The organism is Rhizobium sp. Leaf306 (assembly GCF_001423425.1).
Lineage (GTDB): Bacteria > Pseudomonadota > Alphaproteobacteria > Rhizobiales > Rhizobiaceae > Neorhizobium > Neorhizobium soli.
In genome coordinates this window covers 587,448-601,017 of sequence record NZ_LMNX01000001.1, presented here as the reverse complement: position 1 = coordinate 601,017, position 13,570 = coordinate 587,448, and the positions used below count along the sequence as shown (strand labels likewise).

Sequence of the window (13,570 nt, the reverse complement as noted above, 5' to 3'; positions counted from 1 at the left end):
GCCCGGACGAACGTCTTCATCTCGCCCTGCCGAGTGCTAGCACGACATCTAAGTCACGAGACGGACGGGCAATGAGAGCGAGGCTTAGGCCTTTACCCCGCAGCGCCAACACCAACCTGGGTCTTGCCCAGCGCATTGAACACCGTCTTGACGATGCCGGCGCGGTCGAGGCCGGCTTTGGCGTACATCACGTCGGGGCTTGCCTGTTCCATCCACACATCGGGCAGCACCAGCGAGCGAACCTTCACACCGTGATCGAGCAGGCCTTCGGTGCTGAGGAACTGCAGCACATGACTGCCAAAGCCGCCGACGGCGCCTTCCTCGATGGTGACAAGAACTTCGTGATGGCGGGCAAGCTGGCGGATCAGGTCATGGTCCAAAGGCTTGGCAAACCTGGCATCGGCCACCGTTGTCGACAGACCGGCGGCATCGAGATCTTCCGACGCCAGCAGACAGTCCTTGAGGCGCGTGCCGAACGACAGAAGCGCGACTTTCGAACCCTGCTTGACGACGCGGCCCTTGCCGATCTCGAGGATCTGGCCGCGTTCCGGCAGCTCGATGCCGACGCCTTCGCCGCGCGGATAGCGGAACGAGATCGGGCCTTCGTCATAGGCTGCGGCGGTGCGCACCATATGCTTCAGTTCAGCCTCGTCGCTGGCGGCCATCACGACCATGCCGGGCAGCGTGGCAAGAAAGGTCGTGTCGAACGAACCGGCGTGGGTCGGCCCATCAGCGCCGACAAAACCGGCGCGGTCGATTGGAAAACGCACCGGCAGACCCTGGATCGCCACGTCATGCACGACCTGGTCGTAGCCGCGCTGCAGGAAGGTGGAATAAAGCGCGCAGAACGGCTTGAAGCCTTCCGTCGCAAGGCCTGCCGCAAAGGTAACGGCATGCTGTTCGGCAATGCCCACATCGAATGTGCGGTTGGGAAAGGCAAGCTGCAGCTTGTCCAGCCCCGTGCCGTTCGGCATCGCGGCAGTGACGCCGACGATCTTGTCGTCGAAGCCGGCTTCCTGAACGAGTGCGTCGCCGAAAACGCTGGTATAGGACGGCGCATTCGGCTTGGCCTTGGCCTGTGCGCCGGTGATGACGTCGAACTTGTTGACGCCGTGATACTTGTCGGCCGCAGCTTCGGCAGGCGGATAACCCTTGCCCTTTTGCGTCACGACATGGATCAGAACTGGACCCTTGGCATTGTCGCGCACATTGCGCAGCACCGGCAAAAGATGCTCGAACGAATGACCGTCGATCGGGCCGATGTGATAGAAACCCATTTCCTCAAACATCGTACCGCCGGTCACATAACCGCGGGCGTGTTCGACCGCACGGGTGATCGCCCGGTCGATGTTCTTGCCGAGATAGCCGGTCAGCTTCTTGCCCACTTCGCGCATGCCCATATAGGTGCGGCCGGAAGCAAGGCGCGCGAGATAGGCGCTCATGGCGCCGGTCGGCGGCGCGATCGACATGTCGTTGTCGTTGAGGATGACGATCAGCCGCGCGTCGAGCGCACCCGCATTGTTCATCGCTTCATAGGCCATGCCGGCCGACATCGCGCCATCACCGATCACGGCGATCACATTGCGCTTCGAACCGGCGAGATCCGAACCCACTGCCATGCCGAGGCCGGCCGAAATCGAGGTCGAGGAATGCGCTGCACCGAACGGATCGTATTCGCTTTCCGCCCGGCGCGTGAAGCCCGAGAGACCGTCTTCCTGGCGCAGCGTGCGGATGCGATCGCGGCGACCGGTCAGGATCTTGTGGGGATAGCACTGGTGTCCCACATCGAAGATCAGCCGATCGTCAGGCGTGTTGAACACCTTATGGATGGCGATCGTCAGTTCCGTGACGCCGAGGCCGGCACCCAGATGTCCGCCGGTCCTGGAGACGGCGTCGATCATCTCGTCACGCAATTCGCGGGCAAGCTTCGGCAGGTCGCGGTCATCGATCTTGCGAAGGTCGGCGGGAAGCTTGACGGTGTCGAGCAGCGGCGTCTCGGGCAGGGGTGTCACGGAGGCTGGCTTTCTCTTCTTTTGTTCTCAAAAGCAACTATCACCCCAACATGAGGATGAAACCGGCTTTTTCAAGTTGTCCACGGAGACAACCTTGCCGCGGTTTTAATCGATTTCAGCTGACGGGCAAGGGGAGGGACTCGGGGAAGGGAGGTTGTCGCCAACGGCACGAACTCCTGGTCGTCATCAGGTACGATGTCGGAGGACCAAGGCATGATCAGCGTTTCAACCGCATCGCAGGCAGATGCATCATCCGGAAGGGATCGATGCCCGGGAAGAATGATGTCGGCCTTCCTACAGCGTTTCCTGATCTTCAGGGTAGCGCGCGAGGAAGGTTTCGAGTTCGAAAAGGAGGGGCGGGAGGTGCCGTGTGACAATTGCCCAAGTGGTTTCATCAAGAATATCATCGTATTCATGCCGGAGCATGTTTCCAAAACCCCTGATGGCGCCCCAGTTGTGGCTTGGAAAGATTTCTTCTGCCGTCGAGCCAAGCTTGAAAGAGGCTTCGGAAATTCGTGCTAGACATCGCTCAGACGCATCCCGTGTAATCTTGCTGACAGAGTACGCGTCGAAATCCATACCGTGTGTATATTCGAGAATGGATTGACCGTTCTCGACAATGTCTCGGAAACGGATCAGAGGACGCTTAGTAGGCAATCGCCCTATCCCTCTCCACGCTCCGGCTGAAACGTTTCCGGCGCAACGGTTCGGGAACTATGTCAACGCTCCTTACACCAGTAATGCCAACGATCAGGGCACGTAGCTCTTCGACGGCCGTAAAATACCCCCAGCCAGACTGTATGACCGGCTCTGAAAACGTCACCAGAACATCAAGATCTGACTCGTCCGTCGCCTCGCCACGCGCTACCGAGCCAAATATCGACATCTGCTCCGCGCCTGCGGCGCGCAGTTCGGCCTCGTGCTCCCGAAGCTTGGCGATGACCTGGTCCTTGTCCATGGGGAGACTATAGCGCAGGTCGGGATTTCAGTCGAGATGCAACTCAGGGCTTCATGCGAGTGAAGGCCTCACTCGCCGTCGAGCGGCTCCACGCCCTGCGGCTTGCCGCTGCGGTCGAGGCGGATCTTTTCGATCCGGCTTTCGGCAGCGTTGAGCAGCTTTTCGCAATGCTTCTTCAGCGCTTCGCCGCGCTCGTAGATGGCGATGGATTCGTCAAGCGCCACGTCGCCGCGTTCCAGCCGCGCAACGATGCTTTCCAGCTCGGCAACGGCCTTTTCGAAGGAATAACCGGTGACGTCGATCGGAGCGTTCGGCTCGCCTGGGGCTTCGGTCATGTCCTTCATCCTCTCATCAGTCTGCAGATATGCAGGCCGGCCGATTCCGCCAGCCCTTCCAGATCATAGCCACCCTCGAGCAGGCTGACGACCCTGTTGCCGGCGTATTTCCCGGCAATTTCCATCAACCGGCCGGTCGCCCAGTCGAAATCGTCGCCGACAAGATTGATCTGCGCCAGCGGATCGCGGTGATGCGCATCGAAGCCTGCCGAGATCAGCACCAGGTCCGGCCGGAAGTTTTCGAGTGCCGGCAACACGCGGCTCTTGAAGGCATCGCGAAAATGGTCGCTGCCGTCATTGGCCGAAAGCGGCGCGTTGACGATCGTGTTCTTCGTGCCCGTCTCGTCTCTGGCGCCTGTGCCGGGATAAAGCGGCATCTGGTGCGTCGAGCAAAACAAAACGGACGGATCGTCCCAGAAGATGTCCTGCGTGCCGTTGCCGTGATGCACGTCCCAGTCGACGATCGCGACACGTTCGACGCCATAGGTCTGCTGCGCATGGCGGGCGGCGATGGCGATGTTGTTGAACAGGCAAAAGCCCATCGCCTTGGTCTTTTCCGCGTGATGTCCCGGCGGACGCGAGGCAACGAATGCGTTGTCCACCTTGCCGGTCATCACGTCGTCGACGGCCGCGATCGCGCCGCCGATGCCGGTCAGCGCCGCCTGCAGGCTCTTCGGCCCCACATGCGTATCGGCCTCGATCTGCAGGATCGTGTCTTCCTCGGGGATCTTGCGCATCACCCAACGCAGGTGTTCTTCCGGATGCGCCAGAAGCACCGTGTCTTCTTTGGCCTGTGGTGCCTGTTTGCGGTCGAGCTTGTCGAAATTGGGGTGTTCGAGCGCGATGTTGAGCGAACGCAGCCGGTCTGCCCGTTCAGGATGGCCTTCCGGCGTCGCATGCTCGAGAAATATGGAGTTTTCGTAAAGGCGCGTGGTCATTGGGCGGCCTCGTGAGGTATGTTGAGCTCGGACATGGCGCAGAACGGCGATGTTTTCAAGCGCATACCCCTTGCTCTTCACCGGATTTGCCGTGAAGTAGGCGCATTAGGCGTTTTTTGGAGTGCGGGCAGGAATGGCGAAGGATATCGGCAAGACCCATGATTTTCGCGTTGCCTATCGCGATGTGGATCTTAACGGCGAAATGTTTCGCGCTGCCTATATCGGCCTTGCGGAACAGGCGGTCACGGAATTCTGGCACCGCCGCAAGCCGGCAACGGATGACCCGTTCTTTGCGGTCGGCAAGATCTCCTGCACCTATCACATGCCGCTGAAGCTCGGCGATCTCGTCCATACCCATGTCGGAGTGAGCAAGATCGGCGGCAAGTCCGCAGGCTTTATCGTCCGCTTCACGCGCGGCAGCGATGAGGTGGCCGAAGCCGAAATCGTCTGGTCCGCATGCGATCCGGAAACCCGGACGCCGGCCGCGCTGCCCGAAGACCTGCGCGACTGGCTGTATCAGTTCCTCGACTGACCGCTTACGCGCGCTGCGGCAGCAGCGGATAGCCTGCCATCACGGCCCGACCGGCGAGCGCCGCAATCACAGCCTTCAGGACGTCGCCCGGAATGAAAGCGAGCGAGCCGAGAAACGCTTTGACGAAGCCCATGCCGGTGATCAGCGCCAGATAGGTGATGCCGATCCCGTAAAGCACGATCACGCCGCCCATCAGGGCTGCGATAAAGAAGTTCACGCCCTGCACCAGCCCCGCCTGGTCGCGACCCACCATGATCTGCGACAGATAGCCAGTTACCATGGCGGCAAACACCCAGCCGATCAGATAACCGGTCGTCGGCGCCATGAAGACGGCAAGGCCGCCGCGGCCGCCGGACAGAACCGGCAGACCGATCGCTGCAAGCACCAGGACCAGGAGGACCGCGATCGTGCCGCGCTTGGCGCCGAGCACAACGCCGGCCAGCATCACGCCGAGCGATTGCGCCGTGATGGGGACGGGAATGAAACCGAGCATGACCGGCGGCACCAGTCCCAGCACGATGATGATAGCGGCAAACAGGGCGGCCAGAACGAGATCACGAGTAGGCAAATAGCTATTCCTTGACGACTGAATCTGTATCACTTCTGCGCACGGATTGCCCGGGCGTCAATTGCGCTGGCAATCTCGTCGGCATTCTTCAATGTGAGGATGATCAGCGGGACGATGATGGAGAGGGTTCGAGGGCGCAACCCTCGCGCGATATGGGCATCGCGGATGGCCTGGTGACGCAGCAGGATTTCCGGAATGAAGCGCAGCACAAGGCCGATCGACAGGCCGATATCCGCAGCTTTTACAAGCCCGAGCTTTTCAAGCGGCAAAGCCGCAAATGTCACTTCGGTAATAAAATCGCCGGTAGTAGTCGTGGCCGTCACCGCGGACGCAAGAAGCGCCAGCGCCGAGAGCCGGAAAAACACGCTGACGGCCTCCACAGGGCTGTTGAAAACCAGCGTGAACAGCGCAACGGCTGCGATGGTGAGGAAAAGAACCCGCAGCCGCAGCCATGTTTGCCGCCATCCGATTCGCAGCGAACCGAAAAGCAGGCCGCTGGCGACCGCACCGACGCCAAGTACTAACGGCGACTGGATGAGGAACAGAGCAAGGCTTGCGGCAGCCAGCAGCACAAGCTTCGCCCGGGCCGAAAGCCGGTGCAGAAAGCCGCTGCCGTCCACGTAAAGCGTCTTCATGCGGCAAGCTCGCGGTAACGGGCAATGATCTCGGCAGCGTTTCCGTCGCCGGCAAGCCGGCCGTTGTCAAACAACAGAACCCGCTCGAAGCCCGCGATGAGATCGAGATCGTGGGTGAGCACTATGACGTTTTCGGTGAGCTCGCTGATCGTGCGGGCCACCAGGTTGCGGTTCTTCAGGTCCAGCTGGTTGGTCGGCTCGTCCATGATCAAAATGTCCGGTTCCGTCACCAGAACCGAGGCAAAGGCCGCAAGCTGCAATTCGCCGCCGGAAAGCTCGTGCGAGCGACGGTCGGCAAGATGTCCGATGCCGAAGCGCTTGAGGATCGCCGTCGTTCGGGCCTCGATCTCGGCTTTCGAAAGCTTGCGGGGCGTGAGGCCGAGCGCGATGTCTTCCTTCAGGATCGGCAGGATGATCTGGTTTTGCGGGTTCTGGAAGATGAAACCCACCTGGCTGCGGGCGCGGTCGGTGTCGGCCTTGGTATCGAAGCCGTTGACCACAACAGTGCCGCTAGCGGGAGAAACCAGCCCGTTGATCATCCGCGCAAACGTCGTTTTGCCGGAGCCGTTAAGGCCGATCACGCCGATGCGGCGCTCGGTCAGCCGCACCGTCAGCGGATGCAGCGTGACACGCCCCTCGAAGCGAGCTTCGGCCTTGTCGAAATGGATGTCCAATGCCGGTCCTCGGTTGCTGAACGGTCTATATCGCGGCGGGAGCAGAGCGGGAAGGCGGAATGAAAAGTGAACATTGCATCCGGTCCACTGTCGCCCTAGTCTCGTTGCCATGGCGATTCTGATCGACAATGCCCGGGCAAGACGGATTTTCATCGAACGGCAGCAGCTTTCCGCACCGCCGACCCGTGCGCTCAACAAGGCCGGTCTTCTGCAACTGATCGACGATCTGGGCTTCGTGCAGGTGGATAGTATCGCCACCGTCGAGCGCGCCCATCACATGATCCTGTTTTCGCGCAACCAGACCTATCGGCGCGAACATCTGACGTCGCTCTTGGAAAAAGACGGCGAGCTGTTCGAGCACTGGACCCACGACGCCTCGATCATTCCGGCGCGTCTGTTCCGCTACTGGAAGCATCGCTTCCGCCGCCGCGAACCGATCCTGGCCGACCGCTGGCGCAAATGGCATGGCGAGAGTTTCGATTCCGCCTTCGAGGACACGTTCCGGCACATTTCGGAAAACGGCGCGATCATGTCGCGCGACATGAAGATGGAGGATCACAAATCCGGCGGCTGGTGGAACTGGCACCCGAACAAGACGGCGCTCGAATATTACTGGCACACCGGCAAGCTTTCGATTGCAGGCCGGGTGAATTTCCAGAAGATCTACGATCTGACCGAGCGCGTTATTGCCGCCCACCATCACGAACCGGATGTCAGCCACGAGGACTTCATCGACTGGGCCTGCCGCAGCGCGATGGAAAAGCTCGGCTTTGCCACATCGGGAGAACTCGCTGCCTTCTGGGATATCGTCACGCCGGAAGAGGCGAGGGACTGGGTGAAAGCCCATCGCGATGAACTCGTCGAAGTCCTGATCGAAACCGCCGACGGCAGCCGTCCGCGCGCCTGCTTCGCGTTTTCAGGCTTTCCCGAAAATCTCGGCGATATTCCAGAGCCGCCGGCTCGGGTGAGGGTGCTCAGCCCCTTCGATCCGCTCCTGCGCAACCGTGACCGTGCGGTGCGGCTGTTCGATTTCTTCTACCGTATCGAGGTATTTGTGCCGGAGCCGAAGCGGCAATACGGCTATTACGTCTTTCCTCTGCTGGAGGGTGACCGCATGATCGGTCGCATCGACATGAAGGCGGAGCGCAAGTCCGGCGTGCTCGATGTCAGGCGGCTGTGGCTGGAAAAGGGTGTTCGGGCATCCGCAGGCAGGCTGGCCAAGCTCGATGCCGAGCTGCAGCGGGTGGGGCGGTTTGCCGGCGTGGACACGGTCGTCTATCGAGACGGCTGGCGGGACTAGGTCCCGTCAGCCGTTTCATCTCTTGGAAGCGCTCAATCCGGGTGATGCCGGGGATTTAACCCCGCCACCGCAGATACACCGTCGCCAGTGGCGGAATGTCGAGAGCGACGGACGCCGTCTTGCCATGCGCCGACTGGTTTTCCGTCCAGGCTTCCGTCTGGCCGAAATTGGTGCCGCCGTAGATTGCGGCATCGGTATTCAGCACCACTTCCCAGCGTCCCTCGAACGGCACGCCGATCCGGTAGCCATGCCGCGGCACAGGCGTCATGTTGGAAGCGACGATGATCGCCGACTGCCGGTCCTGCGACAGGCGCAGCATCGCGGTGACGGAGTTTTCCGCATCGTCGGACACGGCCCATTCGAAGCCTTCAGGATGGAGATCGCCATACTGAAGCGCCGGCTCGGCCGAATAGAGCGCATTGAGATCGGCGATCAAGCGCTGCATGCCCGCATGATCGGGGCTGTCCAGCAGATCCCAGACAACGGACGCGTCGTGGTTCCACTCGGTCACCTGAGCGACTTCGCCACCCATGAACATCAGCTTCTTGCCGGGATGGCCCCACATGAAACCGTAATAGGCCCGAAGGTTGGCCATCTTCTGCCAGTGGTCGCCCGGCATCTTGCCAAACAGCGAGCCCTTGCCGTGCACCACTTCGTCATGGGACAGCGGCAGCATGAAGCGTTCGGAATAGGCATAGACCATGCCGAAGGTCAGGCTTCCGTGCTGGTATTTGCGATAGACCGGATCTTCCTCCATGTAATGGAGCGTGTCGTGCATCCAGCCCATGTTCCACTTGAAGTCGAAGCCCAACCCGCCGTGCTCGACGCTTTCGGTCACACCCGGCCAGGCGGTCGATTCCTCGGCCACCGTAAAGGCATGCGGGCACCGTTCATGGATGATGCTGTTCAGGTGCTTGAAGAATTCAACGGATTCAAGGTTTTCACGTCCGCCATACTTGTTGGGGATCCATTCGCCCTGCTCGCGGCTGTAATCGCGGTAGAGCATGGAGGCCACCGCATCGACGCGGAGCGCATCGATATGGAAATGGTCAAGCCATTCCAGCGCTGACGCGATCAGGAAGCCTTTCACCTCGTTGCGACCGAGATTGTAGATCAGAGTGTTCCAGTCCTTGTGGAACCCTTCGCGCGGATCGGCATGCTCATAGAGCGCCGTGCCGTCGAACTGCGCCAGACCCCAGACGTCGGTCGGGAAATGCGCCGGCACCCAGTCGAGGATGACGCCGATCCCGGCCGCATGGCAGCGATCGATAAAATAGGCGAAGTCTTCAGGCGTGCCGTAGCGTCCGGTCGGCGCAAACAGGCCGAGCGGCTGGTAGCCCCAGGATCCGCCGAACGGATGCTCCATGATCGGCAGCATTTCGATATGGGTAAAGCCGAGCTTCTTGACGTAGGGCACGAGGCGCTGGCTGAGTTCCACCCAGTCGAGCGTCCGGTTGCCTTCCTCGGCAATCCGCACCCAGGAACCGAGATGCACCTCGTAGACGGACATCGCGCCTTCGCGGGCACGGTCCTTAGCCTGTGCCGCCATCCAGTCGCCATCGGTCCAGCGGAACGGCTTGGACGAAGCGATGACGGAGGCAGTCGACGGCGCCGCTTCTGAGGCACGCGCGATCGGGTCGGCCTTCTGCGCCAGCATATTGCCGTGAGCGTCGAGAATTTCGAACTTGTAGCGCTCGCCATGGGTCAGCCGAGGAACGAACAGTTCCCAGACGCCGGCCTGCGGCCGCAGCCGCATCGGGTGACGGCGTCCGTCCCAGGCGTTGAAATCGCCCACGACCGAAAGGCGCGTGGCGTTCGGTGCCCAGACGGCGAAACGCACGCCGGAAACCCCATCCACTTCCATCGGGATCGCGCCGAGCGTGCGGCCGAGATCATAATGAGTGCCCTGGCCGATCAGGTGAAGATCGAGATCGCCAAGCAGAGGCGGATACGAGTAGGAATCCTCGGTTTCCTGGATCGCTTCCGGCCATTCGATGCGCAGGAAATAGGGCGCAGTCGATTTGGTCACGCCGGCAAACAGGCCGCCGGGATGAATGCTGTCCAGTTCGGCCACGACCTTGGCCGTATCCCGTTCCACGACCTCCACCGAAAGTGCGCCCGGAAGCAGCACCCGCACCACTGTCAGCTCGCCGTATTGATGGCGGCCGAGAATGGAAAAGGGATCGCCATGACGGCCGTCGACGAGGGCCTGGAGGCCCTCCTCAACGGTTCCGATGATGAGGTCCGTGCGCTCGTATCGCATCACTCTGTCTCTCCCTTGGGTGCATCAGGGGTGGAATTGCTGTCGGTGTCGAGAAGTCGCGCCGCGATGGTCGCAAAACCTGCGAGCGGCAGGGGCAGCCACTTCGGCCGGCTGCGCACTTCGTAGGCGATCTCGTAGGCGGCCTTTTCCAGCAGGAAGAGGTCAAGTATTTTCGACCGCTTCTCGTGCGGGATGTTGAGCGAGTCGGACTTTTCCACAGCATCGAAATAGGCCTGCAGGAATGCCGGTTCCGCCTTGTCGATGAAGCGGCTGACGAGCTCCGGATGACGGGCGTCGTCCACTTCGCTGACGACCTCCCGATCGAGATCGGCCGAGGCTGCGAGATAGCTCAGCGACCGCAAGAGGCCGGCCACATCGCGCAGCGGGTTGGACTTTGCACGACGTTCCTCGAGATCGCGGGCTGGTTCGCCCTCGAAGTCGATGATATAGGCGTCGCCTTCTGCCACCAGGATCTGGCCGAGGTGGAAGTCGCCGTGGGTACGGGTCATCAGCGTCGAAATGGCAAAGCCGGACAGCGTCTCGACAAGGCCGAACAGGTCTTCGCGACGGCTGAGGATCATGCGTGCGTCTTCTGCGGCGCGACCTTCCAGTCCCTCGCTGTTCAGTTCGAGCATGGTCAGGCTCTGGTCGATCTGAGCCGTTACGCCCGCGCGCCATCTCGAGATATCGGCATCGCCAGCCCAGATCGGGCTGAATGCCTCGTCATCGGTCGGCTGGGCCAGTGCGACATGCAGCTCACCAAGCCGTGTTCCGATGGTGGCCGAAAGATTGACGAGCGGCTTGAAGTGCTCGTCGATACCTTCGCCCTCGAGCCCGGTCACCACGATCTCGTCGATTGCGCGGCGCAGGTTGCCGAGCATCCAGTTCCAGGCATCACCCTGATTGCGGATCGCGCGCTGCACGATGATCATCGTGTAGCGGTTGCCCTCCGGCGAGGTGCGGGCGACTTCGCCGAGCAACTGTCCCGTATTCTGGTAGCCGACATTGGTGAGATAACGCGTCATCTCCACTTCCGGGTGGATGCCCGGGAAGATGTGACGGATCAGCTTTACCATGGCGAGATCACCGATGATCAGCGAGCTGTTCGACTGTTCGGCCGAAAGCCATGTCACAGGCATGTCGTCGTTGAAGTTGAGCTGGTCGAGAGTGTCGGTGCCGACGAATTCAAGGGCGCCTGAAACGCCCGAGATCACGGCCCGTTCGGACAGTCCGCGGATCACGCCGCGCGCCAGCCCTTCCATCGCAAAGCCGTCGGTCAGGAAGCCGACACGGCGACCCTGACGGATGCGCGCAAGCGCCAGCTGCTGGGCAAGCGCCGAAGGCTGGGCTTCATCCCAGGCGATGGCGAGCGGCAGGAGATAGGTATCCAACTTGCCGGCAACATCGACCTCTAGCTCGCCGAGCAGGATGTTGTTGGCAAATGCGATCGGCGTCACGTTGGCAAGCCGCGCCGAATTGAGGATCGAGCCCTTGGAGCCGAACCAGCGGCGTTTCGAGAGGTATGGCGGCAGGATATCCTTGGCAAACATCTTCGACAGCGGCGAGTCTTCGCCGAGCTCCTGCAGGTCACGGCGAACGACCATGGTCACCATGTCCTGCATCTGCTCCGGTGGCTCCTTGCGCCAGACGGGGCCGTCGGAAGTTTCCACCAGCTGGAACCAGAAGAAGCCGTAGGGCGGCAGCGTCAGCAGATAGGTCAGCTGACCGATCGGCGGGAACGGCGACATGCCGGACATCTCGATCGGCACCCAGCCGGCAAACTGCGACAAATCCAGTTCCACCGCCTGCGGCAGGCGTGAAAGGTTGGCGACGCACAGGATCGTCTCACCCTCGTATTCGCGAAGATAGGCAAGGATCTTGCGGTTCCCGGGCGTCAGGAAACGCTGCGTGCCGCGGCCGAATGCGGCATGCTTGTTGCGCAGCGCAAGCATCCGGCGCATCCAGTTCAGCAGCGAATGTGCGTCGGCGCCCTGCGCTTCGACATTCACCGCCTCATAGCCGTACTGAGGATCCATGACCGGCGGCAGCACGAGGCGCGCCGGATCGGCCTTGGAGAAACCGCCATTGCGGTCCGGAGACCACTGCATCGGCGTGCGAACGCCGTCGCGGTCGCCCAGATAGATGTTGTCGCCCATGCCGATTTCGTCACCGTAGTAGATGACGGGAGTTCCGGGCATGGAAAGCAGCAGGCCGTTCATCAGCTCGATCCTGCGGCGGTCGCGCTCCATCAGCGGCGCAAGACGGCGACGAATGCCGAGATTGATGCGGGCGCGCCGGTCGGCGGCATAGATGTTCCAGAGGTAATCGCGCTCTTCGTCGGTCACCATCTCGAGCGTCAGCTCGTCGTGGTTGCGCAGGAAGATCGCCCACTGGCAATTGTCCGGGATTTCAGGCGTCTGGCGCATGATATCGGTGATCGGGAAGCGGTCTTCCTTGGCGATCGCCATATACATGCGCGGCATCAGCGGAAAGTGGAACGCCATGTTGCACTCGTCGCCATCGCCGAAATATTCGCGCGTATCTTCCGGCCACTGGTTGGCTTCCGCCAGCAGCATCTTGCCGGGATGGGTGCTGTCGAGCGCCGCGCGGATCTTCTTCAGGATGTCGTGGGTTTCCGGCAGGTTCTCGTTGATCGTGCCTTCGCGCTCGATCAGATACGGGATGGCGTCGAGGCGGAAACCGTCGATGCCCGTATCGGCCCAGAAACGCATGACTTCGAACAGCTCTTCGAGAACGGCTGGGTTGTCGAAGTTAAGGTCGGGCTGGTGCGAATAGAAGCGGTGCCAGTAATAGGCGCCGGCAACCGGATCCCATGTCCAGTTGGACTTTTCCGTATCGAGAAAGATGATCCGCGTTTCCGGGAATTTCTGGTCCGTATCCGACCACACGTAGAAATCGCGCTCCGGCGAACCGGGAGGCGCATGACGTGCCCGCTGGAACCACGGATGCTGGTCGGACGTGTGGTTGATGACGAGCTCGATCAGCACACGCAGATTGCGCGCATGGGCGGCAGCCACGAACGCCTTGAATTCGTCCACCGTGCCATAGTCCGGGCTGACGCTGGTATAATCGGCAATATCGTATCCATCGTCACGACGCGGCGACGGAAAGAACGGCAGCAGCCAGATCGTGTTGGCGCCAAGCGAAGCGACGTGATCCAGCTTCTCATGCAGCCCCTGAAAGTCGCCGATACCGTCGCCATTGGCGTCGTAGAACGACTTGATATGCAGCTGATAGATAACTGCATCCTTGTACCATAGTGGATCGTCGTTCATCGCTTGATTCTGGTCCTGGCCCTGGTTTCGGCCGCTCGTGATGTCCATGATGTCTCCTC

At 61.1% G+C, this 13,570-nt stretch carries 12 protein-coding genes; 2 read left to right on the top strand and 10 right to left on the bottom strand.

Annotated elements, in window-relative coordinates; all coding sequences use genetic code 11:
- Positions 1–92: 92 nt before the first annotated feature.
- From dxs to ASG19_RS02860, 5 genes are all read right to left on the bottom strand, one after another.
- Entirely contained in the window at positions 93–2,012 is a 1,920-nt protein-coding gene (gene dxs / locus ASG19_RS02880) for a 1-deoxy-D-xylulose-5-phosphate synthase (RefSeq protein ID WP_062453654.1), read from the bottom strand.
- Positions 2,013–2,306: 294 nt separating this feature from the next.
- Positions 2,307–2,591, bottom strand: a complete 285-nt coding sequence (locus tag ASG19_RS02875) for a DUF86 domain-containing protein (RefSeq protein ID WP_062453653.1) — start codon at positions 2,589–2,591, stop codon at positions 2,307–2,309.
- A gap of 67 nt (positions 2,592–2,658) precedes the next feature.
- Positions 2,659–2,970 (bottom strand): nucleotidyltransferase domain-containing protein, encoded by a 312-nt coding sequence (locus tag ASG19_RS02870; protein WP_062453652.1) that lies wholly within the window; start codon positions 2,968–2,970, stop codon positions 2,659–2,661.
- A gap of 68 nt (positions 2,971–3,038) precedes the next feature.
- Positions 3,039–3,305 (bottom strand): exodeoxyribonuclease VII small subunit, encoded by a 267-nt coding sequence (locus ASG19_RS02865; protein WP_062454826.1) that lies wholly within the window; start codon positions 3,303–3,305, stop codon positions 3,039–3,041.
- A gap of 5 nt (positions 3,306–3,310) precedes the next feature.
- The gene (locus tag ASG19_RS02860) at positions 3,311–4,243 is read right to left on the bottom strand and encodes a histone deacetylase family protein (protein WP_062453651.1); all 933 of its coding nucleotides are present in this window, start codon (positions 4,241–4,243) and stop codon (positions 3,311–3,313) included.
- A 133-nt stretch (positions 4,244–4,376) separates the two neighbouring features.
- Between ASG19_RS02860 and ASG19_RS02855 the strand changes: the two genes are divergently transcribed.
- Complete coding sequence (locus ASG19_RS02855) at positions 4,377–4,775, top strand: thioesterase family protein (protein WP_062453650.1); 399 nt, start codon at positions 4,377–4,379, stop codon at positions 4,773–4,775.
- A gap of 4 nt (positions 4,776–4,779) precedes the next feature.
- Here ASG19_RS02855 and ASG19_RS02850 read toward each other — a convergent pair whose 3' ends face one another.
- From ASG19_RS02850 to ASG19_RS02840, 3 genes are read right to left on the bottom strand one after another with little or no spacing between them, the layout of a single operon-like run.
- Entirely contained in the window at positions 4,780–5,343 is a 564-nt protein-coding gene (locus ASG19_RS02850; RefSeq protein ID WP_062453649.1) for a biotin transporter BioY, read from the bottom strand.
- A gap of 29 nt (positions 5,344–5,372) precedes the next feature.
- On the bottom strand, positions 5,373–5,978 hold the full coding sequence (locus tag ASG19_RS02845; RefSeq protein ID WP_062453648.1) for an energy-coupling factor transporter transmembrane protein EcfT: 606 nt from the start codon (positions 5,976–5,978) through the stop codon (positions 5,373–5,375).
- Positions 5,975–6,652 carry an energy-coupling factor ABC transporter ATP-binding protein gene (locus ASG19_RS02840; protein ID WP_062453647.1) on the bottom strand — a complete coding sequence of 226 codons (678 nt, stop codon included), beginning with the start codon at positions 6,650–6,652 and terminating at the stop codon, positions 5,975–5,977. Before ASG19_RS02840 ends, ASG19_RS02845 begins: the two co-directional genes overlap by 4 nt.
- A 109-nt stretch (positions 6,653–6,761) precedes the next feature.
- On the opposite strand from ASG19_RS02840, the gene ASG19_RS02835 reads away from it, so the two are divergent.
- A complete protein-coding gene (locus tag ASG19_RS02835; RefSeq protein WP_062453646.1) occupies positions 6,762–7,952 on the top strand; it encodes a winged helix-turn-helix domain-containing protein in 1,191 nt (396 codons plus the stop codon).
- A gap of 55 nt (positions 7,953–8,007) precedes the next feature.
- Here ASG19_RS02835 and glgB read toward each other — a convergent pair whose 3' ends face one another.
- Complete coding sequence (gene glgB, locus ASG19_RS02830) at positions 8,008–10,215, bottom strand: 1,4-alpha-glucan branching protein GlgB (RefSeq protein ID WP_062453645.1); 2,208 nt, start codon at positions 10,213–10,215, stop codon at positions 8,008–8,010.
- The gene (gene treS / locus ASG19_RS02825) at positions 10,215–13,559 is read right to left on the bottom strand and encodes a maltose alpha-D-glucosyltransferase (RefSeq protein WP_082476166.1); all 3,345 of its coding nucleotides are present in this window, start codon (positions 13,557–13,559) and stop codon (positions 10,215–10,217) included. The genes glgB and treS overlap by 1 nt, the downstream gene beginning before the upstream one ends.
- Positions 13,560–13,570 lie beyond the last annotated feature (11 nt).